Annotated in this window: 22 protein-coding genes and 1 pseudogene; 19 read left to right on the forward strand and 4 right to left on the reverse strand. The window is 67.5% G+C overall.

The features are described 5' to 3' along the window. Positions 1–57: 57 nt before the first annotated feature. The 8 genes and pseudogenes from ACODT0_RS03205 to ACODT0_RS03240 all read left to right on the forward strand — a co-directional run. A pseudogene (locus tag ACODT0_RS03205) lies at positions 58–360 on the forward strand (winged helix-turn-helix transcriptional regulator); the annotation flags it as partial. 274 nt (positions 361–634) lie between these two features. Then, positions 635–985 (forward strand): FKBP-type peptidyl-prolyl cis-trans isomerase, encoded by a 351-nt coding sequence (locus ACODT0_RS03210; RefSeq protein ID WP_057594512.1) that lies wholly within the window; start codon positions 635–637, stop codon positions 983–985. 239 nt (positions 986–1,224) lie between these two features. Next, positions 1,225–1,788: a nucleotide exchange factor GrpE gene (gene grpE / locus ACODT0_RS03215; RefSeq protein WP_057594513.1), complete on the forward strand. Its 564-nt coding sequence runs from the start codon at positions 1,225–1,227 to the stop codon at positions 1,786–1,788. A 124-nt stretch (positions 1,789–1,912) separates the two neighbouring features. Next, a complete protein-coding gene (gene dnaK, locus ACODT0_RS03220) occupies positions 1,913–3,856 on the forward strand; it encodes a molecular chaperone DnaK (RefSeq protein WP_489040559.1) in 1,944 nt (647 codons plus the stop codon). Positions 3,857–3,978: 122 nt separating this feature from the next. Next, positions 3,979–5,118, forward strand: coding sequence for a molecular chaperone DnaJ (gene dnaJ / locus ACODT0_RS03225; protein ID WP_057594515.1), 1,140 nt, complete (start codon positions 3,979–3,981; stop codon positions 5,116–5,118). Between the two features lie 676 nt (positions 5,119–5,794). Further along, positions 5,795–7,717 carry a PrkA family serine protein kinase gene (locus ACODT0_RS03230; RefSeq protein ID WP_057594516.1) on the forward strand — a complete coding sequence of 641 codons (1,923 nt, stop codon included), beginning with the start codon at positions 5,795–5,797 and terminating at the stop codon, positions 7,715–7,717. A 60-nt stretch (positions 7,718–7,777) separates the two neighbouring features. Then, positions 7,778–9,070, forward strand: coding sequence for a YeaH/YhbH family protein (locus ACODT0_RS03235; RefSeq protein ID WP_057594517.1), 1,293 nt, complete (start codon positions 7,778–7,780; stop codon positions 9,068–9,070). Next, positions 9,067–10,641: a SpoVR family protein gene (locus tag ACODT0_RS03240; RefSeq protein WP_057594518.1), complete on the forward strand. Its 1,575-nt coding sequence runs from the start codon at positions 9,067–9,069 to the stop codon at positions 10,639–10,641. Before ACODT0_RS03235 ends, ACODT0_RS03240 begins: the two co-directional genes overlap by 4 nt. A gap of 7 nt (positions 10,642–10,648) precedes the next feature. Here ACODT0_RS03240 and aroQ read toward each other — a convergent pair whose 3' ends face one another. After that, entirely contained in the window at positions 10,649–11,089 is a 441-nt protein-coding gene (gene aroQ, locus ACODT0_RS03245) for a type II 3-dehydroquinate dehydratase (RefSeq protein ID WP_057594519.1), read from the reverse strand. A 76-nt stretch (positions 11,090–11,165) separates the two neighbouring features. Here aroQ and ACODT0_RS03250 point away from each other — a divergent pair, with 76 nt between their 5' ends. The 10 genes from ACODT0_RS03250 (at position 11,166) to ACODT0_RS03295 (ending at position 18,356) form a co-directional block, all read left to right on the forward strand. Then, entirely contained in the window at positions 11,166–11,858 is a 693-nt protein-coding gene (locus ACODT0_RS03250) for a Rieske 2Fe-2S domain-containing protein (RefSeq protein WP_489040560.1), read from the forward strand. A 14-nt stretch (positions 11,859–11,872) separates the two neighbouring features. Then, entirely contained in the window at positions 11,873–12,736 is an 864-nt protein-coding gene (locus ACODT0_RS03255) for an aromatic ring-hydroxylating dioxygenase subunit alpha (protein ID WP_489040561.1), read from the forward strand. Next, entirely contained in the window at positions 12,733–13,383 is a 651-nt protein-coding gene (locus ACODT0_RS03260) for a glutathione S-transferase family protein (RefSeq protein WP_057594523.1), read from the forward strand. Before ACODT0_RS03255 ends, ACODT0_RS03260 begins: the two co-directional genes overlap by 4 nt. A gap of 73 nt (positions 13,384–13,456) precedes the next feature. After that, on the forward strand, positions 13,457–14,563 hold the full coding sequence (locus ACODT0_RS03265; RefSeq protein ID WP_057594524.1) for an S-(hydroxymethyl)glutathione dehydrogenase/class III alcohol dehydrogenase: 1,107 nt from the start codon (positions 13,457–13,459) through the stop codon (positions 14,561–14,563). Between the two features lie 17 nt (positions 14,564–14,580). Next, entirely contained in the window at positions 14,581–15,489 is a 909-nt protein-coding gene (locus tag ACODT0_RS03270; protein ID WP_489040562.1) for an alpha/beta fold hydrolase, read from the forward strand. Next, the gene (gene fghA, locus ACODT0_RS03275) at positions 15,486–16,361 is read left to right on the forward strand and encodes an S-formylglutathione hydrolase (protein WP_489040563.1); all 876 of its coding nucleotides are present in this window, start codon (positions 15,486–15,488) and stop codon (positions 16,359–16,361) included. Before ACODT0_RS03270 ends, fghA begins: the two co-directional genes overlap by 4 nt. A 9-nt stretch (positions 16,362–16,370) precedes the next feature. Beyond that, on the forward strand, positions 16,371–16,865 hold the full coding sequence (locus ACODT0_RS03280; RefSeq protein WP_489040564.1) for a GNAT family N-acetyltransferase: 495 nt from the start codon (positions 16,371–16,373) through the stop codon (positions 16,863–16,865). Positions 16,866–16,888: 23 nt separating this feature from the next. After that, complete coding sequence (locus ACODT0_RS03285) at positions 16,889–17,278, forward strand: VOC family protein (RefSeq protein WP_261210488.1); 390 nt, start codon at positions 16,889–16,891, stop codon at positions 17,276–17,278. Between the two features lie 5 nt (positions 17,279–17,283). After that, entirely contained in the window at positions 17,284–17,748 is a 465-nt protein-coding gene (locus ACODT0_RS03290) for a TfoX/Sxy family protein (protein WP_489040565.1), read from the forward strand. Continuing rightward, positions 17,745–18,356 (forward strand): 3'-5' exonuclease, encoded by a 612-nt coding sequence (locus ACODT0_RS03295; RefSeq protein ID WP_489040566.1) that lies wholly within the window; start codon positions 17,745–17,747, stop codon positions 18,354–18,356. Before ACODT0_RS03290 ends, ACODT0_RS03295 begins: the two co-directional genes overlap by 4 nt. Here the strand turns inward: ACODT0_RS03295 and ACODT0_RS03300 are convergent, their stop codons facing one another. Together ACODT0_RS03300 and ACODT0_RS03305 are read right to left on the reverse strand one after the other, a co-directional pair. Beyond that, a complete protein-coding gene (locus ACODT0_RS03300) occupies positions 18,357–19,094 on the reverse strand; it encodes an alpha/beta fold hydrolase (protein ID WP_261210486.1) in 738 nt (245 codons plus the stop codon). It lies immediately after the preceding gene. Between the two features lie 79 nt (positions 19,095–19,173). Next, a complete protein-coding gene (locus ACODT0_RS03305; RefSeq protein ID WP_489040567.1) occupies positions 19,174–20,190 on the reverse strand; it encodes an AraC-like ligand-binding domain-containing protein in 1,017 nt (338 codons plus the stop codon). 201 nt (positions 20,191–20,391) lie between these two features. Between ACODT0_RS03305 and gnd the strand changes: the two genes are divergently transcribed. Next, positions 20,392–21,819 (forward strand): decarboxylating NADP(+)-dependent phosphogluconate dehydrogenase, encoded by a 1,428-nt coding sequence (gene gnd, locus ACODT0_RS03310; protein WP_057592460.1) that lies wholly within the window; start codon positions 20,392–20,394, stop codon positions 21,817–21,819. 39 nt (positions 21,820–21,858) lie between these two features. Here the strand turns inward: gnd and ACODT0_RS03315 are convergent, their stop codons facing one another. Beyond that, complete coding sequence (locus ACODT0_RS03315; RefSeq protein WP_489040568.1) at positions 21,859–25,896, reverse strand: prealbumin-like fold domain-containing protein; 4,038 nt, start codon at positions 25,894–25,896, stop codon at positions 21,859–21,861. Positions 25,897–25,928 lie beyond the last annotated feature (32 nt).

Consider the following 25,928-nt stretch of genomic DNA (forward strand, 5'->3'; position numbering starts at 1 on the left):
GGCACTGCCCACCAGCCGGCCTCCCGCGCAGCACAGATCGCAGAGGAGATGATGACGATGAGTTCCAAGGAAAACGCAGCCATCAGCCAGTTGCTCGCGCTGCTCGAGGCCCGCTATGCGCTGCGTGTGCTCTGGGCCCTGCGCGACGGCCATGCCCAGACCTTCCGGCTGCTGCAGGACAGCGTCGGCGGCATCACTCCCAACACCCTCAACACCCGGATCAAAGAACTGCGCGAAGCCGGCGTGGTGAGCCACGGCGGCGACGGCTACAGCCTCACGCTCAGCGGCCAGGACCTGCTCAAGCGGCTGTCCGACCTGCAGGCCTTCGCGAGCAAGTGGCAGCTCGGCCAGGCCAAGAAGGCGGCGGCGCAACCGGCCGCCGCGGTACCCGCGGCCGCGACGCCGACGGCCGCGCCCGGGCCACAACCGCCCACGCCGCCGCTGCCCGCGCCCGCCTCACCGCCGCCCTCCCCACCCTCCTCGCCGATCCCGCCGCCGATCTCGGACTGAACCCGGCGGCGCCCCGTCCGGCAAGCGCCGTCCTCCGGCCTCGGTAAACTCCGCGCCTTCGATCCCCGGATCGATGCCTTTTCTTTCATCTCGCGAACACATACCGACGCAAGGAGCGTTCACCATGCCCACCACTCCCTCCGGCCTGCAATACGAAGACACCGTCGTCGGCGACGGCGCGGAAGCCAAGCCCGGCCACCACGTGCACGTGCACTACACCGGCTGGCTCTACAACGACGGCGTGCAGGGCGCCAAGTTCGACTCGAGCCGCGACCGCAACGACCCGTTCGCGTTCTCGCTCGGCGCCGGCCAGGTCATCAAGGGCTGGGACGAAGGCGTGGCCGGCATGAAGATCGGCGGCCAGCGCACGCTGATCATCCCGGCCTCGCTGGGCTACGGTGCCCGCGGCGCCGGCGGCGTGATCCCGCCGAACGCCACCCTGAAGTTCGACGTCGAGCTGCTCGACACCCACTGATCGAGCGGCGGGCCCTCGGCTCGAAGGCCCTGCGAAGGGCCTTTTTCATCGCCGGGCCGCCCCAAGATGGAAAACGCCCCCTCGGGGGCAGCGACCTCACGAAGTGAGGGAGCTCGGGGGCCATCTTTCATGCCCATGCGGCCTTTTCGGCCGCATTTTTTCGCTTGAAAAGCCTCCGGAGGGCCCCAACTGGCCCGCAATCGTTTGTTTCCAGCCCATCGATCAATCCGCTTCCAAAGATGTCCGATCCGCAACAATCCGCCCCGAATTCGCAAACCCTGCACGGCGAACCCAGCCCTGAAGAGCTGGAGGCCGCGCAAGCCGCCAACGAGGCGGACGCGCTGGCCGCGGCCCAGGGCGAGCTCGCCGCGCTGCAGGCCAAGAACGCCGAACTGGCCGACCAGTACCTGCGCGCGCAGGCCGACGTGCAGAACGCCCGTCGCCGCGCCGACGACGAGATTTCCAAGGCCCGCAAGTTCGCGGTCGAAGCCTTCGCCGAGAGCCTGCTGCCGGTGACCGACAGCCTCGAGGCCGGTCTCGCCGTCAAGGACGCCACCCCCGAGCAGATCCGCGAAGGCGCCGAAGCCACGCTGCGCCAGCTCAAGAGCGCGCTCGAGCGCAACAAGGTGATCGAGATCGCGCCGGCCCCCGGCAGCAAGTTCGATCCGCACCAGCATCAGGCGATCTCGGTGGTGCCGGCCGACCAGGAACCGAACACCGTGGTGGGCGTGCTGCAGAAGGGCTACACCATCGCCGAGCGCGTGCTGCGCCCCGCGCTGGTCACCGTCAGCGCTCCGAAGTAAGCCGCCTCGCCCCCTTCCCCATCCACACGAATTCCACAGGAAAACCCCGTTTCCTCCCTTGAATAGACCCGGGTTATCCACAAGTTCATAACAACATATTTTTCAGGTTTCAGGAGTACAGAACATGGCAAAGATCATCGGCATCGACCTCGGCACCACCAACTCGTGCGTGTCGATCATGGAAGGCAACACCACGCGCGTGATCGAGAACTCGGAAGGCGCGCGCACCACGCCTTCGATCGTCGCGTACCAGGAAGACGGTGAAGTGCTGGTCGGTGCCTCGGCCAAGCGCCAGGCCGTCACCAACCCCAAGAACACGCTGTACGCGATCAAGCGCCTGATCGGCCGCAAGTTCGAGGAAAAAGAAGTGCAGAAGGACATCGACCTAATGCCCTACACCATCGCCAAGGCCGACAACGGCGACGCATGGGTGGAAGTGCGCGGCAAGAAGATGGCCCCGCAGCAGGTCAGCGCCGACATCCTGCGCAAGATGAAGAAGACCGCCGAAGACTACCTCGGCGAAGCCGTGACCGAAGCCGTGATCACGGTGCCGGCCTACTTCAACGACGCCCAGCGCCAGGCCACCAAGGACGCCGGCCGCATCGCGGGCCTCGACGTCAAGCGCATCATCAACGAACCCACCGCCGCGGCGCTGGCCTTCGGCCTCGACAAGCAGGACAAGGGCGACCGCAAGATCGCCGTGTACGACCTCGGCGGCGGCACCTTCGACGTCTCGATCATCGAGATCGCCGACGTGGACGGCGAGAAGCAGTTCGAAGTGCTGTCGACCAACGGCGACACCTTCCTCGGCGGCGAGGACTTCGACCAGCGCATCATCGACTACATCATCGGCGAGTTCAAAAAAGAACAGGGCGTCGACCTCAGCAAGGACGTGCTCGCGCTGCAGCGCCTGAAGGAAGCCGCAGAGAAGGCCAAGATCGAGCTGTCGAACAGCGCCCAGACCGACGTCAACCTGCCCTACATCACGGCCGATGCCACCGGTCCGAAGCACCTGAACATCAAGCTCACGCGCGCCAAGCTCGAGAGCCTGGTCGACGAGCTGATCGAGCGCACCATCGCGCCCTGCCGCCTGGCCATCAAGGATGCCGGCATCAGCGTGAGCGACATCAACGACGTGATCCTGGTCGGCGGCATGACCCGCATGCCCAAGGTGCAGGACAAGGTCAAGGCCTTCTTCGGCAAGGACCCGCGCAAGGACGTGAACCCCGACGAGGCCGTGGCCGTCGGCGCCGCCATCCAGGGCCAGGTGCTCTCGGGCGACCGCAAGGACGTGCTGCTGCTCGACGTGACCCCGCTGTCGCTGGGCATCGAGACCATGGGTGGCGTGATGACCAAGATGATCACGAAGAACACCACGATCCCGACCAAGTTCGCGCAGACCTTCTCGACCGCGGAAGACAACCAGCCAGCCGTGACGATCAAGGTGTTCCAGGGCGAACGCGAAGTGGCCGCGGGCAACAAGCTGCTCGGCGAGTTCAACCTCGAGGGCATCCCGCCGGCATCGCGCGGCACGCCGCAGATCGAGGTGAGCTTCGACATCGACGCCAACGGCATCCTGCACGTCGGCGCCAAGGACAAGGGCACCGGCAAGGAAAACAAGATCACCATCAAGGCGAACTCGGGCCTGTCGGAGGACGAGATCCAGAACATGGTGAAGGACGCCGAGCTCAACGCGGCCGAGGACAAGAAGAAGGTCGAGCTGGTGCAGGCGCGCAACCAGGGCGAGGCCATGGTCCACAGCGTGCGCAAGTCGCTGGGCGAGCACGGCGACAGCCTGGACGCCGGCGAGAAGGAAAAGATCGAGACCGCGATCAAGGAACTCGAGGACGTGGTCAAGGGCGAGGACAAGGCCGCGATCGAAGAGAAGACCAACACGCTGATGACCGCGAGCCAGAAGCTCGGCGAGAAGATGTACGCCGACGCGCAGGCCGCGGCCGGTGCCGCCAGCGGCCCGGGTGCCTCGGCTGGCGCGGAAGCTGCGAGCAGCGCCCCGGCCGACGACAACGTGGTCGACGCCGAGGTCAAGGAAGTCAAGAAGAAGGACTGAGCGTCCGCTCGGTCGAACGGGGCTGGAACACCTGAAAGGGTGCTCCAGCCTTTCTCGCTTCGATCGATACCCGTTTCCAGAAGAAGACCCGAAGACCGCCCCGCCGCCCGACCGAACCTGCCATGGCCACCAAACGCGACTACTACGAAACCCTCGGCGTTCCCAAGAACGCGAGCGACGACGAAATCAAGAAGGCTTATCGCAAGCTCGCGATGAAGCACCACCCGGACCGCAACCACGGCGACACCAGCAAGGACGCCGAGGCCAAGTTCAAGGAGGTGAAGGAAGCCTATGAAATGCTGTCGGACGGCCAGAAGCGCGCGGCCTACGACCAGTACGGCCACGCCGGCGTCGATCCCAACATGCGCGGCGGCCCGGGCGCGGAAGGCTTCGGCGGCTTCGCGGAAGCCTTTGGCGACATCTTCGGCGACGTGTTCGGCGGCGGTGGCCGCGGCCGCGCCGGCGGTGGGCGCCAGGTGTTCCGCGGCAGCGACCTGAGCTACGCGATGGAGATCACGCTCGAGGAAGCGGCCGAGGGCAAGGAAGCCCAGATCCGCATCCCGAGCTGGGACGACTGCGGCACCTGCAAGGGCACCGGCGCCAAGCCGGGCACCAAGCCGATCACCTGCACCACCTGCCACGGCGCGGGCGCGGTGCAGATGCGCCAGGGCTTCTTCAGCGTGCAGCAGACCTGCCCGACCTGCCACGGCAGCGGCAAGATCATTCCCGAGCCCTGCGCGACCTGCCACGGCCAGGGCAAGATCAAGAACAACAAGACGCTGGAAGTGAAGATCCCGGCCGGCATCGACGACGGCATGCGCATCCGCAGCACCGGCAACGGCGAACCCGGCACCAACGGCGGCCCGCCCGGCGACCTCTACATCGAGATCCGGCTCAAGAAGCACGAGCTGTTCGAGCGCGACGGCGACGACCTGCACTGCGTGGTGCCGGTCAGCGTCACCACCGCGGCGCTCGGCGGCGAGATCAACGTGCCCACGCTCAAGGGCAACGCGGCCATCGACATTCCCGACGGCACGCAGAGCGGCAAGCAGTTCCGCCTGCGCGGCAAGGGCATCAAGGGCGTGCGCTCGAGCTACCCGGGCGACCTCTACTGCCACGTGCGCGTCGAGACCCCGGTCAAGCTCACCGAGCACCAGCGCAAGCTGCTGAAGGAACTCGACGAGTCGCTCAAGAAGGGCGGCGAGAAGCACAGCCCCACCGACAAGGGCTGGTTCGACAAGGCCAAGGAATTCTTCAGCTGAGGACGAAACGCACGGCCCTGCCGTGCTGAACCGTGGCGCACGAGGGGTGCGCCACGGCCTCGAGGCCCCCTGCGGCCTTTTGTTTGCGGCCACGCACGCGAACGGTGCCCCTCGAACGCCTTCGGTGCCACGCACCACAACGGCGCCTTCTTCCGCTTCCCTCCGACTCGCAGCTGGCGCGCTTTCCCACGCCGCGGCGCGCGCCGCGCTCATCAAAAGATGGCGCGCAGATTGCTTTTAGATTTTTTTTGAATGAGCAATAAACCCAAACCGAAGCTGCCGCGTTATTGAAGGACAGCGTTGTTTTTTTGAGTCAACGGGCTCAATAGGAGGTGCTTGCCGTTAAAACACGCAAAGGACGCATATGTCGATTGCCATAGGTATTTTCACTGGCAGACTGGTTTACCCGAACCGGTTTGCGGAACCTGGGAATTTAGCTGGAATTCGCAAACTCGTGCACGATTTTTTTGTTGAACTTTACTCGTGACTGTGGTTCTGAATTAACAACTATTTCCCGGGTGCACTCTTTGCTTTATGCTGATTGTGCAGATTGTGTTTAAGGGAGTTTTCCAAGGCATGCAGCCCTGGGCGGCCACACCTTTTTCAAAAGATGCGACGCTTTCGGACTGCAGGATTTCGGGCTTTAAAGGCCCGCTGACTTGACGGAGGCGTGACCATGGATGTGATCAGCAACTTTGCAGCGCGTTACGAGCGCACTCGCGAAGAGGTCCTTTCACTGCAGGACTACCTGGAACTCTGCAAACGGGATCCGATGGCCTACGCCACGGCTTCCGAGCGCATGCTCAAGGCCATCGGCGACCCCGAACTGGTCGACACCCGCAACGACTCCCGCCTTTCGCGCATCTTCGCCAACAAGGTCATCAAGATCTACCCGGCGTTCAAGGAGTTCTACGGCATGGAGGAGGCCATCGAGCAGGTGGTGTCCTATTTCCGCCACGCCGCGCAGGGCCTGGAGGAAAAGAAGCAGATCCTCTACCTGCTGGGCCCGGTCGGCGGCGGCAAGAGCTCGATCGCCGAGCGCCTCAAGCAGCTCATGGAGCACGTGCCCTTCTACGCGATCCAGGGTTCGCCGGTGAACGAATCGCCGCTCGGCCTGTTCGACGCGGCCGAGGACGGCGAGATCCTCGAGAAGGAATACAACATCCCGCGCCGCTACCTGCAGCGCATCCTCTCGCCCTGGGCCGTCAAGCGGCTCGAGGAGTACGGCGGCGACATCCGCCAGTTCAAGGTGGTGAAGCGCTACCCCTCGGTGCTGCGCCAGATCGCGGTGGCCAAGACCGAGCCCGGCGACGAGAACAACCAGGACATCTCCTCGCTGGTCGGCAAGGTCGACATCCGCAAGCTCGAGACCTATGCCCAGGACGACCCGGACGCCTACGCCTATTCGGGCGGCCTGTGCCTCGCGAACCAGGGTCTCCTGGAGTTCGTTGAGATGTTCAAGGCGCCGATCAAGGTGCTGCACCCGCTTCTGACCGCCACGCAGGAAAGCAACTTCAAGGGCACCGAGGGTTTCGGCGCGATACCGTTCGATGGCATCGTGCTGGCCCACAGCAACGAGAGCGAGTGGAAGGCTTTCCGCAACAACAAGAACAACGAGGCTTTCCTCGACCGGATCTACATCGTCAAGGTGCCCTACTGCCTGCGCGTGTCCGAGGAGATCAAGATCTACGAGAAGCTGGTGCGCAACTCCTCGCTGGCCCAGGCGCCCTGCGCACCCGGAACCCTGCGCATGATGGCGCAGCTGTCGGTGCTCACGCGGCTGAAGGAACCCGAGAACTCGAGCATCTTCAGCAAGTCGCAGGTCTACGACGGCGACAACCTCAAGGACACCGACCCCAAGGCCAAGTCGATCCAGGAGTACCGCGACTACGCGGGCGTCGACGAGGGCATGAGCGGCGTCTCCACGCGCTTCGCCTTCAAGATCATCTCCAAGGTCTTCAACTTCGACAGCTCCGAGGTGGCCGCCAACCCGGTGCACCTGATGTACGTGCTCGAGCAGCAGATCGAGCGCGAGCAGTTCCCGCAGGAGGTCGAGCAGAAGTACATCAGCTACATCAAGGAACTGCTGGCGCCGCGCTATGCCGAGTTCATCGGCAAGGAGATCCAGACCGCCTATCTCGAGAGCTACAGCGAGTACGGCCAGAACATCTTCGACCGCTACGTGACCTACGCCGACTACTGGATCCAGGACCAGGAGTTCCGCGACGTGGACACCGGCGAGGTCTTCGACCGCGCCTCGCTCAACGCCGAGCTCGAGAAGATCGAGCGGCCGGCCGGCATCGGCAACCCGAAGGACTTCCGCAACGAGATCGTCAACTTCGTGCTGCGCGCGCGGGCCGGCAACAACGGCCGCAACCCCGCCTGGACCAGCTACGAGAAGCTGCGCGCGGTGATCGAGAAGAAGATGTTCTCCAACACCGAGGAGCTGCTGCCGGTGATCAGCTTCAACACCAAGAGCAGCGCCGACGAGCAGAAGAAGCACGAGGACTTCGTCACGCGCATGGTCGAGAAGGGCTACACCGCCAAGCAGGTGCGCCTGCTGTGCGAGTGGTACCTGCGCGTGCGCAAGAGCTCGTAGCGCGCACCGCCAACGGAGCACGCCAACGCCCATCGTTTTGCAAGGAGCTTTGAAACCATCGTGGCCATCCTGCAGCAGATCATCGACCGCCGGCTCTCGGGCAAGAACAAGTCCATCGGCAACCGCGAGCGCTTTCTCCGGCGCTACCGCGGCCAGATCCAGGAGGCGGTGCGGCGAGCCGTGAGCGGCCGCAACATCCGCGAACTGGAACAGGGCGAGGATGTGACGCTGCCGCGCCACGATGTGTCGGAGCCGGTGTTCGGCCATGCGCGCGGCGGCGACCGCGAGTACGTGCACCCGGGCAACCAGGAGTACGTGCGCGGCGACCGCATCAAGCGCCCAGAGGGCGGCCAGGGCGGCGGCTCGGGCAGCGGCGAGGCCAGCGACAGCGGCGAGGGCAACGACGACTTCGTGTTCCACCTCACGCGCGAGGAGTTCATGCGCGTGTTCTTCGACGACCTCGCGCTGCCGCACCTGATCCGCACGCAGATCGCCGACGTGCCCGAATGGAAGAGCCACCGCGCGGGCTTCACCAGCGACGGCACGCCCAACAACCTGCACGTGGTGCGCTCGATGCGCGGCGCGCTGGCCCGGCGCATCGCGCTCGGCGGCGAACCGCGCAAGGAACTGCGCCGGCTCGAGGCGCACCTGCTGCACCTGAAGGCGCATCCGCAGGCCACGCAGCCCTTCATCCAGAACGAGATCGCCGAGACCGAGGCGCGCATCGAGGAGCTGCGCCGCACCGCGCGCCACGTGCCCTACATCGATCCGATCGACCTGCGCTACCGCAACCGCGTGAAGACGCCGGTGCCCAGCGCCAAGGCCGTGATGTTCTGCCTCATGGACGTCTCGGGCTCGATGGACGAGGCGCGCAAGGACATGGCCAAGCGCTTCTTCATGCTGCTGTACATGTTCCTCACGCGACACTACGAGACCATCGACCTGGTGTTCCTGCGCCATCACACGCAGGCGCAGGAGGTCAGCGAGGACGAGTTCTTCCACGCCACCGAGACCGGCGGCACCGTGGTGTCGAGCGCGCTGGTGCTGATGGACGAGATCGTGCGCGCGCGCTACCCCAGCGGCGAATGGAACATCTACGGCGCGCAGGCCAGCGACGGCGACAACTGGCACCAGGACAGCGGGCGCTGCCGCCAGCTGCTCGAGGAGAACATCCTGCCGAAGGTGCGCTACTACGCCTACGTGCAGGTGGCCGAGACCGAGCAGAACCTGTGGCAGGAATACGCGCAGCTCGAGGGCATCGAGCCCAACTTCGCGATGCGCAAGGTGTCCGAGGCCAGCGACATCTACCCCGTGTTCCGCGACCTCTTCAAGAAGGAAGGAGCCAGCGCATGACCCCCGCCGACCGCCCTCCTTCGGCACCGCCGCTGCCGACCGCCGCCACCATCCCGCAAGGCAAGCTCGAGCGGCTGCCCAGCCCCTCGGACTGGACCTTCGACCTGATCGAGCGCTACCACACCGAGATCGCACGCACCGCGCGCGGCTACGGCCTCGACGTCTACCCGAACCAACTCGAGATCATCACGGCCGAGCAGATGATGGATGCCTACGCCAGCGTGGGCATGCCGATGATCTACAGGCACTGGTCGTACGGCAAGCAGTTCATCGCCACCGAGAAGAACTACCGCCGCGGCCACATGGGGCTGGCCTACGAGATCGTGATCAACTCCGATCCCTGCATCGCCTACCTGATGGAGGAGAACACCATGGCCATGCAGGCCCTGGTGATCGCGCACGCGGCCTATGGCCACAACAGCTTCTTCAAGGGCAACTACCTGTTCCGCATGTGGACCGATGCGTCCTCGATCATCGACTACCTGGTCTATGCGCGGCACTACATCGCCGAATGCGAGGAGCGCCATGGCGTGGACGAGGTCGAGAAGCTGCTCGACTCCTGCCATGCGCTGATGAACTACGGCGTGGACCGCTACCGCCGGCCGCAGAAGCGCTCGCTGGCGCAGGAGAGCGCCCAGCGCGCCGAGCGCGAGCGCCACATGCAGCAGCAGGTCAACGACCTCTGGCGCACCCTGCCGCGGCGCAGCGAGCAGAACGCCGGCTCGGAATCGGCGCCGCGCTTTCCGCTCGAGCCGCAGGAGAACCTGCTCTACTTCATCGAGAAGAACGCCGCTCTGCTCGAACCCTGGCAGCGCGAGGTGGTGCGCATCGTGCGCAAGATCGCGCAGTACTTCTACCCGCAGCGCCAGACCCAGGTCATGAACGAGGGCTGGGCCACCTTCTGGCACTACACGCTGCTCAACACCATGTACGACCGCGGCCAGCTCGACGACGGCTTCATGATGGAGTGGCTGAGCTCGCACACCGGCGTGATCTTCCAGCCGCCCGTGGGCCACCGCGCCTACAGCGGCATCAACCCCTACGCGCTCGGCTTCGCGATGTACACCGAGCTGCGCCGCATCTGCGAGAAGCCCACCGACGAGGACCGGCGCTGGTTCCCCGATTTCGCGGGCAGCGACTGGGTGGCCACGCTCGACTACGCGATGCGCAACTTCAAGGACGAGAGCTTCGTGGGCCAGTTCCTGAGTCCGAAGACCATGCGCGACTTCCGCCTGTTCGCGATCCGCGACCACCAGAGCGAGTCGGAGCTCGAGGTCTCGGCGATCCACGACGACAGCGGCTACCAGGCGCTGCGCGAATCGCTGTCGCGCCAGTACGACCTCGGCAGCCGCGAGCCCGACATCCAGGTCTGGAACGTCAACATGCGCGGCGACCGCTCGCTGACGCTGCGCCACACCCAGCGCAACAGCCTGCCGCTGCACGACGATGCCGAGGAGGTGCTCAAGCACGTGGCGCGCCTGTGGGGCTTCGACGTGCACCTCGAGAGCGTCGATGCGCAGGGCCGCATCAGCCGCAGCTGGAAGGCCTCGGCGCCGCGGGCGCTGTACTAGCCGGGGCTCAGGGCACGAGCGCGGCGATCGCCAGCGTGTAGCCCTTCACGCCCAGCCCCACGATGATCCCGCGCGCCGCCGGCGAGATGTACGAGCGATGGCGGAACTCCTCGCGCGCATGCACGTTCGAGATGTGCAGCTCGATCAGCGGCACGCTCGCGCCCTTGATCGCGTCGTGCAGCGCGATCGAGGTGTGGGTGTAGGCCCCCGGGTTCATCACCACGCCGAGCATGGTGCCGGCCGCCACCTCGCGGCCCGCTTCCTGGATCCAGTCGACCAGCACGCCTTCGTGGTTGGTCTGGCGGCACTCGATCGCCACGCCGAGCTTCGCGCCCGTTTCATGGCACAGGCGCTCCACGTCGGCCAGCGTGTCGCGGCCATACTGTTCGGGCTCGCGCGTACCCAGAAGGTTGAGGTTGGGGCCGTTGAGGACGAGGATTTTCTTCATGATGGATCGGCTGGCAGCACGCGTCGGACGGGCCGCCATTATGGTCTGGCACCTTCCCTGCCCCACGGAGAACCCGATGACCAATTCCACCACCGCCCCCTCCCACCCATGGCACCCTGTTGCCCCTTCGGCCGGGCTGCGCCCCGGCGCCAATATCGTCGCCGGCTTCGCCCAGGGCCAGGAGCTCGCGCTCTGGCGCTCGGCCGACGGCGCGGCCCAGGCCTGGGAGAACCGCTGCCCGCACCGCAGCGTGCGCTTCACGCTCGGGCAGGTGATCGAAAACCGCCTCGCCTGCGCCTACCACGGCTGGCAGTACGCCGCGGGCAATGGGCAATGCGTCGCCATTCCCGCCCATCCGGCGATGCCGGCGCCGCGCAGCGTCTGCGCCAGGGTGTTTGGCGCGGTCGAGGCAGCGGGCATGGTGTGGGTGAACCTGGCGCACGAGGGCGATGCCGTTCCATCCGCGCCGCAAGAACTGGCCGATGCCGTGCCGGCCGGCTGGCATTTCTGCCGCACGCTGACGCTGCGTGCCGGCGCGCGGCCGGTGCGCGAAGCGCTCGCACGCCATGGCTTCGTGGCTGGCACCGCCGCGGACGCATGGCGCGGCACGCTCGGCGGCACGCCGACCGTCGCGCTGTTGCTCGACGCGCAGCCGCAGTTGGCCTTCGTCCACCTGTGGACCGAGGCCGCCCCGGGCTCCAACGCGATGAAAGCCCTGCACGCGGCCGCGCGAACCCTGCGCGGCGACATCGAACCACCCGACGCCTGAAGGAAGGACGCACCATGCCCTTCGCCACCGACGATCCCAACATGCTCGACGACTGGCTGGTCGTCGGCCCCGCGAGCGCGCTCGCCGGCCGCTCGCAGCGGCAGCCCTACGACACCTGCCTGCTCGGCGCCACGCTCTCGCTGTGGGCCGAGGCCGGCGGCACGCCGCAATGCCGGCTCGGCACGCAGCCGCTTTCCGTGCAGTCGCGCCACGGCTACCTCTGGGTCTGCCCCAGCGGCCGGCCCGCGCGCCCGCTGTTCGAGTTTCCGGAGTACACCGAGCCCGGGCGCCGCCTCGTCGACTGCGGCGGCATCGGCGTCGCGGTGTCGGGGCTGCGCGTGATCGAGAACTTCCTCGACATGGCACACTTTCCCTTCGTGCACGCCGACTACCTCGGCAAGGTGCCGCACACCGAGGTCGCCCGGTACGAGGTGGCGATCGAGCCCGCCACCGGCGAGATCTGGGCCACCGACTGCCGCTTCTGGCAGCCGCGCGCCTCGGCCGCGCACGACAGCGGTGCCGACGTGCGCTACACCTACCGCGTGATGCAGCCTTTCTCGGCCATGCTCTACAAGTCGAGCCTGCAGCCCGAGGCACGGGACGCGATCGGCCTGTTCCTGCAGCCGCTCGACGACGAGCACGTGATCGCCCACACGGTGCTGGCCTACTTCGACGATGTGTCGAGCGACGCCGAACTCATCGCGTTCCAGCACACGATCTTCGGCCAGGACAAGCCGATCCTCGAGAACCACGCCTTCAAGCGCATGCCGCTCGAAGGCCGCGCCGAGACGCCGACGCGCGGCGACACCACCTCCGTCACCTACCGCCGCTGGCTGCGCGAACGCGGCATGCGCTTCGGCACGAGGGCCGCCGCATGACGACGCTGCTCAGGCTCCACGACTACCCGCTCTCGGGCAACTGCTTCAAGGTGCGACAGCTGCTGGCCTGGCTGGCCGTTCCCTACGAGGCCGTGCCGGTCGACTTCTACCCGGGGCGCGCGCACAAGTCGGCCGCGTTCCTCGCGCAGCTCAACCCGCTCGGCCAGATCCCGGTGATCGAGGACGAGGGCTTCGTGCTGCGCGATGCGCAGGCGATCCTGGTCTACCTCGCGAGCCGCCACGACGCCCGGCGGCGCTGGTACCCCGACGATCCGAAGCTGCGCGGCCAGGTCGCGATGTGGCTCGCCACAGCCGACGAGATCACGCGCACCGCCTCGGCCGCGCGGCTGCACGACGCGCTGGGCTACCGCCACCTCGACATCGAGGCCTGCCGCGCCGGCGCGCGCGCCGTGTTCCGCGTGCTCGACGACCACCTGGCCGAGCAGGCCAGCGCCGGCCTGCGCTGGCTGGCCGCGGCGGCCGAGCCGACGATCGCCGACCTGGCCTGCTTCCCCTACGTGGCGCTGGCCGGCGAAGGCGGCATTTCGCTCGACGAATTTCCCGCGCTGCGACACTGGGTCTGGGATTTCCGACACCTACCCGGGTTCATCGGCATGTCGGGTATCTTCCCCGCTGGCCCCGCCTGAGTATCCTTGGGGCCTCGCGCCGTCTTCCGGCCCCCATTCCTTCCCTCCTCCCCCCTTTCCCCCCGAACACGCCATGAAAACCAAAGCCGCCGTCGCCTGGAAATCCGGAGCCCCCCTGACCATCGAAACCGTGGACCTCGACGGCCCCCGGTTCGGCGAAGTGCTCGTCGAGATCAAGGCCACCGGCATCTGCCACACCGACTACTACACCCTGTCGGGCGCCGATCCCGAAGGCATCTTCCCCGCCATCCTCGGCCATGAAGGCGCGGGCATCGTGGTCGACGTCGGCCCCGGCGTCACCACCCTCAAGAAGGGCGACCACGTCATCCCGCTCTACACGCCCGAATGCCGTCAGTGCAAGTTCTGCCTGTCGCGCAAGACCAATCTGTGCCAGCTGATCCGCGGCACCCAGGGCAAGGGCCTGATGCCCGACGGCACCAGCCGCTTCAGCCTCGACGGCAAGCCCATCGCCCACTACATGGGCACCTCCACCTTCAGCAACTACACGGTCGCGCCCGAGATCTCGCTGGCCAAGATCCGCGAGGACGCGCCCTTCGACAAGGTCTGCTACATCGGCTGCGGCGTCACCACCGGCATCGGCGCGGTGATCTTCACGGCCAAGGTGGAAGCCGGCGCCAACGTGGTGGTGTTCGGCCTCGGCGGCATCGGCCTGAACGTGATCCAGGGCGCGAAGATGGTGGGCGCCGACAAGATCATCGGCGTCGACCTGAACCCCGAGCGCGAAGCCATGGCGCGCAAGTTCGGCATGACGCACTTCATCAACCCGAAGGACACCGAGAACGTGGTCGACGCCATCGTGCAGCTGACCGACGGCGGCGCCGACTACAGCTTCGAGTGCATCGGCAACACCAAGGTGATGCGCCAGGCGCTGGAGTGCACGCACAAGGGCTGGGGCCGCAGCATCATCATCGGCGTGGCCGAGGCCGGCGCCGAGATCAGCACGCGCCCGTTCCAGCTGGTCACCGGCCGCAAGTGGGAAGGCTCGGCCTTCGGCGGCGCACGCGGCCGCACCGACGTGCCGAAGATCGTCGACTGGTACATGGAAGGCAAGATCAACATCGACGACCTGATCACCCACACCATGCCGCTCGAGAAGATCAACGACGGCTTCGACCTCATGAAGCGCGGCGAGTCGATCCGCGGCGTGGTGCTCTACTGACGCCGCGGGTGCCGACCATGGAACGCATGGAGCCCCTGCGCCGCATCGAAGCCGGCGTGCTCGAGGTCGCCTACCACGAGAGCGGCCCGGCCGACGGACCGCCCGTGCTGCTGATGCACGGCTTCCCCTACGACATCCACACCTACGCCGAAGTCGCGCCGATCCTGGCCGCGCAGGGCTGTCGCACCATCGTGCCGTACATGCGCGGCTACGGCGGCACGCGCTTCCTGAGCAAGGACACGCCGCGCTCGGGCGAGCAGGCGGCCTTCGGCGCCGACCTGCTGGCGCTGCTCGATGCGCTCGAGATCGAGCGCGCCGTGCTCGCCGGCTACGACTGGGGCGGCCGCGCCGCCTGCGTGGTGGCGGCGCTGTGGCCCGAGCGCTGCGCGGGACTGGTATCGCTCAACAGCTACAACATCCAGAACATCGCCCGCGCGATGGAGCCCGACACGCCCGAGAACGAGCACAGCCTCTGGTACCAGTACTACTTCCACAGCGAACGCGGCCGCGCCGGCCTGCGGAAGGACCGCAAGGCCATCGCCAGGCTGCTGTGGAAGCTGTGGTCGCCGACCTGGCGCTTCGACGACGCCACCTTCGAGCGCAGCGCCGCGGCCTTCGACCATCCCGACTTCGTGGAGGTGGTGATCCATTCGTACCGCCACCGCTTCGGCCTGGTGGCGGGCGATCCGGCCTATGCCGACATCGATCGCCAGCTGGCCGCGCAGCCGGTCATCCGTGTGCCCGCGATCACCTTCGACGGCATCGACGACGGCGTGCGACCGCCGGCCGACGCATCGGCGCATGCGCCGCGCTTCAGCGGACCGCGCTCGCACCGGCTGGTGCCGGGCGCGGGCCACAACCTGCCGCAGGAGGCGCCGCGCGCCTTCGCCGACGCGGTGCTCGAACTGGTGCGGGGCGCCGCATGACCGATCTGCTCAAGACCCTGTCCGAGCACCACTGCTTCGGCGGCGTGCAGGGCTTCTACGAACAGGCCTCGCACGAGATCGGCCTGCCGATGCGCTTCTCGGTCTACCTGCCGCCGCAAGCCGCGAACGAGCGCGTGCCCGCGCTGCTGTACCTCGCGGGCCTGACCTGCAACGAGGAGACCTTCGCGATCAAGGCCGGCGCGCAGCGCATGGCCGCCAGCCTCGGCCTGGCGCTGATCGCGCCCGACACCAGCCCGCGCGGCGCGGCCGTGGAAGCGCTGCCGGGCGCCAGCGCGAGCTGGGACTTCGGCATCGGCGCCGGCTTCTACCTCGATGCCACCGAGGCGCCCTGGTCCACCCACTGGCGCATGGAGAGCTGGATCGTGCAGGAGCTGCTGCCGCTGATGGGCCGCCAGTTCGCGATCGACACCGCGCGCCTGGGCATCTTCGGCCACTCGATGGGCGGCCACGGCGCGCTCACGCTGGCGCTGCGCCATCCGGGGCGCTTCCTCTCGCTGTCGGCCTTCGCGCCGATCTGCGCGCCCACCCAGTGCCCCTGGGGCGACAAGGCGCTGCGCGGCTACCTCGGCGAACCCGGCGACGACCGCGCGGCCTGGCTCGCGCACGATGCCAGCGCGCTGATGCAGTCGCAGACCGCGGCGCCCTATCCGCACGGGATCCTGGTCGACCAGGGCCTGGCCGACAAATTCCTTGCCGAGCAGCTGCACCCCGAAGCCTTCGAGGCCGCCTGCTTCGCGGCCGGCCAGCCGCTCACGCTGCGGCGCCACGCGGGCTACGACCACGGCTACTACTTCATCCAGAGCTTCATGGCCGACCACCTGGCGCACCATGCGCAGGTGCTGCGCGGCTGACGAACGGCCATGTCCGACGCCCAGACGCCCGCCTTCCACCTGCGACTGCGCGACGGCGCGGCCGAGGAGAACATGGTGCTCGCCGGCATCTGGCGCCGGGCCTGGTCGGCCTCGCATCCGGGCGCGGCCTCGATCGAGCCGATCGCCCACTGGCTGCAGCGCGTGCGCACCGAGTTCGTGGCGCCGGCCGAGGTGGTGATCGCCGAGCGCGACGCGCAGGCACTGGCCTTCATGGTGCTGCACGACCGGCGCGAGTACGTGGCGCAGCTGTTCGTCGATCCGCACCTGCGCAACCAGGGCCTGGGCCAGGCGCTGCTCGACGAGGCCTGCGTGCGCATGCCCACCGGCTGGCGGCTGCACGTGGCGCTCACCAACACCGCGGCCCAGCGCTTCTACGAACGCTACGGCCTCGCGCGCGGCACGGTCGACCGCCATCCGACCAGCGGGCGCGAACGCATCAGCTACCACTGGTACCCGGCGCGCGCGCCCTGGCGCAAGGCCTGAAACCACCTGCCATCTCCCCCACCATGCGCATCGACCACATCGCCCTCTGGACCACCGACCTCGAACGCTGCAAGCGCTTCTACGTCGACTATTTCGGCGCCGCCGCGGGCGAGGGCTACGTCAATCCCGCGAAGGGTTTCGCCTCCTGCTTCCTGAGCCTGGGCGACGGCGCCCGCATCGAGGCCATGACCACCAGCACGCTCTCTCCGGTGACGGCCGAGCCCGGCGCCCAGCGCATGGGCTGGACCCATCTCGCGATCAGCGTGGGCTCCGAGGAAGCGGTCGACGCGCTGAGCCGCCGGCTGCAGGCCGACGGCTACCCGCTGCTCGACGGCCCGCGCCGCACCGGCGACGGCTACTACGAGAGCGTGGTGCTCGACCCCGACGGCAACCGCATCGAGATCACGGCCTGAACACCATGAAGAACGCCTTCGCCGACAGCCTGCACGAGACCTTCGAGCGCTTCGGCCGCATCGACATCCGCCGCATGTTCAGCGGCTTCGGCATCTACCACGAGGGCCGCATGTTCGCGCTGGTGATACGCGACACGCTCTACCTGAAGTCCGACGCCGAAAGCACCATGCATTTCGACCGGCTGAACCTGCCGCCCTTCATCTACGAGCGCCAGGGCAAGCAGATGCCGATGTCCTACCGCGAGGCGCCGCCCGAGCTGTTCGAGGACCGCGAGGAAGCCGCCCTGTGGGGCCGGCGCGCCTTCGAGGCCGCGCTGCGCTCGGGCACGGTGCCGAAGGCGGCGCGCAAGGCGGCCGCCGCGAAGAAGGCGGCGGCGAAAAAAGCGCCCGCCAGGAAGGTGGCGGCGAAGAAAACCGCCGCGAAGAAGACCGTCCCGGCAAAGAAGGCCCGGAAGGCGGCTCCCCGTTGAACACGACCCGCACACCCCTGCCCCCGCTGCCCGAACGCGAGGAGATCGCGCTGCTCGAACCCTTCGAGGGCCTGGGCCTGAACGACATCGTGCTGGTCGCCACGCGCGACGATGCCGAGCGCGCGGCCACCGCGCTGCTGGCCGCGGGCGTGGTCGGCTTCGACACCGAGTCCAAGCCCACCTTCGCCAAGAACGAGGTCTCGACCGGCCCGCACCTGGTGCAGTTCGCCACGCGCGAGACCGCATGGCTGTTCCAGCTGCATCGCAGCGACTGCAACGAGGTGCTGGGCGCGCTGATCGGCTCCGAGGCGCTGCGCAAGGTGGGCTTCGGCCTCTCGAGCGACCTCTCGCTGATCCGCCAGAAGCTCAAGGTGGAGCCGCGCGCGGTCTACGACATCGACGACGAGTTCCGCCGCCGCGGCTACCGCCGCTCGGTCGGCGTGAAGACCGCCGTGGCGCTGGTGTTCGGCCAGCGCTTCACCAAGTCGCGCAAGGCCACGACCTCGAACTGGGCCAGCCACCGGCTCAGCGAGGCGCAGCTGCGCTATGCGGCCAACGACGCCTATGCGTCGATCCGCGTGTTCGACGCGCTGCTGCCGCGCGTCTGATCAGTCGCGCCCCGCCTCGAGGATCGCCTGCGCGAGCCGCTTGGGGTTCGAGAAGAACATCTCGTGGCTGCCCGGGCATTCGACCAGCCTGAAGAGGCCCAGCCGCTCCGACAGCCGCGGATGCCACGGCAGGCTGTGCGGCAGCGCGATGTCCTGCTGGCAGTTGACGTAGGACTTGCCCACCTGCAGCGCGGCCATCGGCTGGCTCAGCACGATCTTGTCGGTGAAGGTGCGGTACGGGTGCGGGTTGAGCTGCTCGTAGGCCGAGCGCGCGAGCGCCATGTCGGCGTCGTTGATGAAGGCATCGCGCCAGATCTCGAACGGCAAGGTCACGGCCTGATTGTTTGCGGCCGCCACCGCATCGAACAGCGCCACGTAGTGCGGCGGCACCATGTCGTTGAGCGACTCGCCGGGCTGCGGCACGAAGGCGTTCACGTAGACCAGCCGCGCGATCCTGCCCGGCTGCTGCGCGAGGCGGTCGGCCACGCCCGTGATCACCATGCCGCCATAGCTGTGGCCCACGAGCCGCAGCTGCGAGAGATTCTTCTCCTCGATGTACTGCAGCGCCGAATCGATCGCGTCGGCCAGGCCGATCTTCGCGCGGTCGTCGCCGGGCCGGTTGCCCGCGAGCGTGGGGCAGTGCACGGTGTGGCCGGCCTCGCGCAGGCCGTTCGCGACGGCCTCCATTTCGGCACCGGTGTGCCAGGCGCCGTGGATCAGGACATAGGTATCGGACATGGGGGTCTCCTCGATGGGTGCGGGGTTGCGTGCGGTGAACGCAGCGACTGTAGGAAGCCCGGCGCCGCGCCGATGGCCGCTAGCCGCCAGCACGATGGCCGATTCGCGCCAGCCGCAGGGCACCCGGGGTGGCGCCCAGCTGCTGGCGGCACAGGCGCACGAAGTGCGAGGCATCGGCCAGGCCGCAGCGAAAGCCGATCTCGGCCACCGCAAGACGGTCGAAGCGCGCGTCGCCGAGCATGCGCCGCGCGGCCTGCATGCGGCAGTCGAGCAGCGTGGCGGCGAAGGTAGCGCCACCGTCGGCCAGGCAGCGGTGCAGGCTGCGCTGCGAGATGCCGAGCTCGCGCGCCACCGCCTCGGCCGTGAGGCCGGGCTCGGCATGGCGCTCGCGCGTGGCCTCGAGCACGCGCCGGCGCAGCGCGGCGCGCGCGCCCGGTTCCACCGCCGCGGCCACGCCCGGCCCGGTGGCCAGCGCGAGCAGCCCGCCGAGCTGGTCGGCCAAGAGGCGCGGCGGCAGCGGCGGCGCGGTCGCGGCCTCGGGCGTGAGCTGCTGCACGAAGCGGCTCAGCACGCTGCCCCAGCCCGCGTTGCCGTCGATGCGGCAGGCGAGCTGGCCCGGCGCGTCGGGCAGCCAGGACTCGACCCAGGCCGTGGGCAGCTCGAGCGAGATGGTGTCGGCCGACTGCACGAAGTGGAAGGCATAGCTGCGCCGCGAATCGACCAGCACCGCGTCGCCCGGCAGCATGCGCGCGCTGCGCCCTTCCTGCTCGACGCTCCAGGCGGTGTCGGTCTTGCACAGCAGGTAGTAGAAGTTGCTGCGGCTGCGCTCGATCGCGCGGCGCGTGCGGTAGACGTCCTGCGCGCTGCCGCGCACGCGGTTGACGCCGATGCCGAGCTCCGGCGTGCCCAGCGGGGCCGATTCGAGCGTGGCGTCGAAATGCCGCGCCTGCGGGCTGGTCACCTCCATCTCGAGGAAGCCCTCGCAGACCGCGCCGACCCAGTAGTCCAGGCGCTGCGCGGGCGGCACCGCGTCGGTGGACCAGCGCTCGATCGCGGCCGGCGGACGATGGGCTTCGGCGTGGGGCTGGATGGGCATGGAGGGGTCTCCCCGTGGATGGGTCGGCTGCAACATACCGAAGCCGGCCAGGCTTGCCAAGCGGGCTCGCCCGGGAAGGCGGTCCGGTTATAGGCGGCGGCTGACGGCGCGGCCGACGGGCGGTCGGCACAATGGCCTGCTGCATCAACCCCGCGCACCGGCCGCCGCCGGCGTGCGCACCAGGAAGGAAATACCCAGGCCATGACCACCACCAAACAAAGCGACTTCGGACTGATCGGGCTGGCCGTGATGGGCCAGAACCTCGTGCTGAACGTGGAAAGCCGCGGCTTCCAGGTCAGCGTCTACAACCGCACCGAAGCCACCACCGAGGCCTTCATCGCCGCCAACCCCGGCAAGAAGCTGGTGGGCGCGAAGACGCTCGAGGAATTCGTGCAGAGCCTCGCGAAGCCACGCAAGATCCAGATCATGGTCAAGGCCGGCGCGCCGGTCGACCAGGTGATCGAGCAGCTCATCCCGCTGCTCGACAAGGACGACATCGTCATCGACGGCGGCAACAGCCTCTACACCGACACCGAGCGCCGCGACGCCTACCTCTCGAGCAAGGGCCTGCGCTTCATCGGCGCGGGCGTCTCGGGCGGCGAGGAAGGCGCGCGCAAGGGCCCGTCGATCATGCCGGGCGGCCCGGCCTCGACCTGGGAGGTGATGAAGCCGATCTTCGAGAGCATCGCGGCCAAGGTCGATGGCGAGCCCTGCGTGATCCACATCGGCCCGGGCGGCGCCGGCCACTACGTGAAGATGGTGCACAACGGCATCGAGTACGGCGACATGCAGCTGATCTGCGAGGCCTACAGCCTGTTCAAGGCCGCCGGCTTCACGACCGACGAGATGGCCGCGATCTTCAACGAGTGGAACGACGGCGAGCTGCAGAGCTACCTGATCCAGATCACCGCCAAGGCGCTCGAACAGAAGGACCCGGAAACGGGCAAGCCCATCGTCGACGTGATCCTCGACAAGGCCGGCCAGAAGGGCACGGGCCAGTGGACGCTGATCAACGCGGCCGAGAACGCGGTGGTCATCAGCACCATCAACGCCGCCGTCGAGGCGCGCGTGCTGTCGTCGCAGAAGAAGGCGCGCGTGGGCGCGAGCAAGCTGCTGCAGGGCCCGAAGGTCGAGCTCTCGCTCGAGAAGAAGGCGCTGGTGGCCAAGGTGCACGACGCGCTCTATGCCTCCAAGGTCATCAGCTACACCCAGGGCTTCGACCTCATCAAGACCATGGGCGACAAGAAGGGCTGGGGCCTCGACCTCGGCCGCATCGCGGCGATCTGGCGCGGCGGCTGCATCATCCGCGCGCGCTTCCTCAATCGCATCACCGACGCCTTCCGCACCGATCCGGCGCTGGCCAACCTGATGCTCGATCCCTTCTTCAAGGACCTGCTCAACCGCACCCAGCAGAACTGGCGCGAGGTGGTGGCGCTGGCCGTGAGCAACGGCATTCCCGTGCCGGCCTTCAGCGCCTCGCTGGCCTACTACGACAGCTACCGCACCGAGCGCCTCAGCGCCAACCTGCTGCAGGCGCAGCGCGACTTCTTCGGCGCCCACACCTACGAGCGCGTGGACAAGCCCGAGGGGCAGTTCTTCCACACGGAGTGGCCGGAAGTCATCGGCTGAGGGCCGCCCTTTGCGGGCGCCGGACCGCCGGCGCCCGCCTCAATCCACCTTGATCTGGAACAGCACCGATCCGGATCCGCCCGGCGCCACGAAGCCGTTGAAGCGCCAGTCGACCGGCCCGGCCTTGCCGGCGGGCTGTGCCTCGGTGCAAGCCACGGCCGGCGCAGGCGCGGCATTGGCCGGCGTGTTCTTCATGCATCCCGTCAGCGTCGCGGGCGTTTCCCCCGCGGTCGCGCCGACGAAGCTGGTGTAGGCCGGCGTGGTGTCGTTCACCGCGAGGTTGCGGATCGGTGCGTCGCCGTTGTTGGTGTAGGTGATCCGGTACTCCAGCGTTTCGCCCGGCTTGGCCCGGTTGTTCAGGCCGAAGGTCAAGACCCCTTGGGTCACGTTGCGCACCTCCTTGCGCAGTTCCAGCGCGACATCGGACACGGTCGTGATGTCCTGCAGGGTGTAGCGGCCGCTGAGCGCCGGGGAGGCGTTGGCATAGTCGAACTCGGCCTGCACCACCACCTTGTTGCGGGCACCCAGCGGCGCGGCCGCGGGAATGAACTGCTTCACGATCACGCACACCCGGCCCTCGAAGGCCACCGCCTGGCCCGTGCCCGCCGGCGGATAGAGCTGCGCCGCCCCGGGCTGCAGGCTGCCGGTGCAGCCCGCATCGGCGAAGATCTGCACGCTCCAGCCGCCGACATCGGGGGTGGCGGTCTCGCTCGCGATGCCGAAGCGCACCTTCCCGGCCGTGCCCGCGGCAAAGCCGTGGCCATAGGTCACGCTGTTGCCGGGCATGCCGGTCTTGGCCCCGTCGGCGGCGAAGCTGCCGTTGTCGACGTCGCCGAAGTTCAGTTCGGCATGGCCGACGCCGTTCCACGCGAAGGCGATGCGATCGGGCGTGCCGGTGCGCGTATAGGTGTAGGTGTCCGCGCCGGCGGCCACCGCGGCCCCCGACGGCAGGGCCACGCGGCCCACCGAGGCGCCCGTCGACACGCGCGTGCCGGGGTTGTTGAATTCCTCCACGCACATCGCCGCGCCCTTCGCCATGCCGTCGGGCACGGGCAGGGTGTAGTTGCCCGCCGCGTCGGTGACCGCGCTCGCATGCACGGCGGCGGCGCAGTCGGTCAGGCGCACGCTCACGCCGCGCTGCGGAACTTCGCCGCCGTTGGCCACGCCGTCGTTGGCCGTGCCGCCGCCCGTGCCGTTGTCGAGGAACACGCGGCCGCTCACGATGGTGCTGACGCGGGCATGGGTGTTGGTGAAGGTGCAGGTCCAGAGCGCGCCGGCCGACATGTCCGCGGCGGAAAGCGCCACCGTGCCGGTACCGGCCACGGTGCGGCCCTCGCCGTTCACGCAGACCGACTGTGTCGTGGCGTCGGGCACCGCGGTTTCGGTGATGCTGACGGCCGTGCCCGGCGTGCCCAGGTGGTGCGCGGTCTTCGACGGCATGGGCACGTTCGACTCGTTCGTGGTCACGCTGTCGGTGGCGTTCGCGACCACGGTGCCCGTGAGCTGGAAGTCATAGGTGCCGGTGCCGCCCAACGAGTTCTTGACGATGCGAACGCGCGGCCTGACGGTGTGGGTCACCGTGCACATCTTCTCGCGGGTATCGATGTCCGTGACGGTGTTCGCCGGCGACGTCATGGTGTAGACGCCAGTCGAAGGATTGGCCAGGTTGCTCGTCGAAAGCTTCTCGTAGCCATCGCACGAAAAAGTCTGGGTGTAGTTGCTCAAGGCGGTTCCTGTCCCTGCCACCGCCTTGAAAGTCATCGTCGTGCTGACATCGATGCCCAACCGGCCCGTCCGCCCTCTGTGACCGACGTCCTTCACGGAGGGAGTCCCCGTCTCGCTGAAAGTCTGAAGATTGACGCCCGAAAAGCTCAGGTCAAATTTTCCTGCGTCGAACGGCGCACCGACGATGCGATTGATCAATCCGAATGACGGCCGATAGTTGTCGATGTAGCAGCCGAATATCGAGTTCGGAAAAATGTACTTCTTGTCCAGTATGAATTTGTTTCCTTCAATCCTCCACAAGATGGAGATATCGACCGGATTGGTGTTGCCGTCGACACCCGCGTTCTCGTCTTTGCACCCACCCTCCACCGGGTTCGTGGATGGATAGAGCGGCCAGCCCGGGTGAACGGTTTTTTCCGTGACCACCAGATCGACCCCGGGGATGATCCGCAGAGTCCCTTGCGTCCAGTTCTTGCTTCCAGCACCGTAGAGGCCCGGCGGATCCACAGGAACCGTGATCGTTTCATCAACGGCCCCACTCACCCCCGAGAAGGAGAAGCCAAAGCTGGGGGAGGTCGATTCAGACGCGCTGCCGATGGACTTTCCGAAGCTGACAGTCGCCACGCGGGTGTTGGAAAAGGTGCAGACGATGTCGGTGTCGTCGATGTTGCCTTGCGTCGCGGGCGTGTCGTTGCCACCGATGCTCGCGCTGACCATGGCGGTGAACTTGCCGCTCATGGCGTCCGGCAGGTTCAGGACCTCCCTGTCGGCGCGGTTGACGCAACGCAGCGACGACTGATAGCGCCCCGTCGTACCGGCGGCCTCCGTTTCGCTGACGGTGATCTGGGCGCCGAGGCCGACGGTCGCGAAGCCGGTGGCACTGGGCACGGCGCCGCCATGGCCGGCACCGGCCAGGGTCGCCGTGCCGGTCGTGCCATCGGGCCGGATCGTGGGGTCGATGGCGAGATCGAACCTGCCGGCATCCGAGTCCGGCGCCAGGCTCTTGGCCAGCCGCACGCGCGGCAGCAGCGTGATGCGGTAGTCCTCGACCTCGCCGCTATCGGCGCCGCCCCTCGCGCTGGGCAGGGGGGAATAGCTCAGCCGCAGCCGCACATAGGACTTGCCCGCGACATAGCCCGCGCCGGGAGGCACGTCGAAGCGGAGATTGCCGCTCGCGGCGCCCGCGGGCACCACGGTACAGGCGCGCTCGGTCGCGTCGTTGAAAACGCCGTCGCGGTTGAAGTCGATCCAGCCGCACAGGTTGGCGGCGGCCGTGTTGCCGCTGACGGGAATGTTCCTGATCTCGTGGACGGCCTCGCCCATGACATCGGAAAGAGGCCCGGACAGGGCGTCATCCGCATCGCGATCCGCCGCCGGGCTTGCCAGGGGCGTGGCCGCGGCGAGATCGGGAAAGACCGCGTCGGTCGCATCGATCGTCACGTTCCGCCCCAGCACGAGCCCGGAGCCGATGGCATGGCCGGCGCCTCCATAGCTGGCCGGTGCGTCGCCGAGGTCCTCGTCCAGGCTGACGGTGAACTTGAACTCGTCGAAGATTGCGGGACCTTTTCCCGGGGTGTCGTCCACGAGAAAGGTGCAACCAAGATCGCAGGCCGTCCGGTTCAAGGTGGTCTTGAATGTGAGCTGCGTGTAGGTGCCGTTGAAAATGACGGTACCGCAACCGGCACTCACCGATGCGTCGGGATTGCAGCCCTCGCTGGTCCGGGCGATCGCCGGGCTGATGCGCAATCCTTGCGGGGCCGGGCCATTCTGGTCCTCGATCTTCAGGTAGTTGGACACCAGCGTCATATCGCCGCTGCCGCCCGTGGCTCCGTTCATCAATTCGAGCATCAGCGAGGCGTACTGGTAGTAAGTCTGATCGCCCGTATAGGGGCCATACTTGATCCATGTGCCCATGTAGGAAAGGTGAAGCCTGGGATTGGTCACAGGACGGCTGAAAGTGATCGTCAACGTTCCCAATGGAAAACTGGCATTCGGGTCCGGCGAATGTCGGTTCTGTTCACTGCCTGAAGGTGGGTAGGAGAATACATAGAACCCCCCCAGTACGCTGGACAGGTTGATGCTGCTCGGCGAATAGGCCGAGGGCGGCAGGCCGTTGAACTTGCCACCTCCTGGTCGCAGGTACAACAGGTCTGGGCGGGACATCGATGCCGTCACGGTGACACCCGACGGCATGATCCCCTGAAGCCCGGACGCATCCACTTGCAGGATCTGCTCGTGCGCCCGTGCCGTCACTGCGGCGAACAGGAAACAAGCCAGTACCAGCAAAGCTGCGGCAGCCTTTCTGACCCAAGGCAATACCGGCCTGATGCCGAATGCGACCAATCCCTTCATATGCATCCTCGATGATCTGGCGTGCCCATCGG

This window comes from Variovorax sp. FG153, from assembly GCF_057809595.1.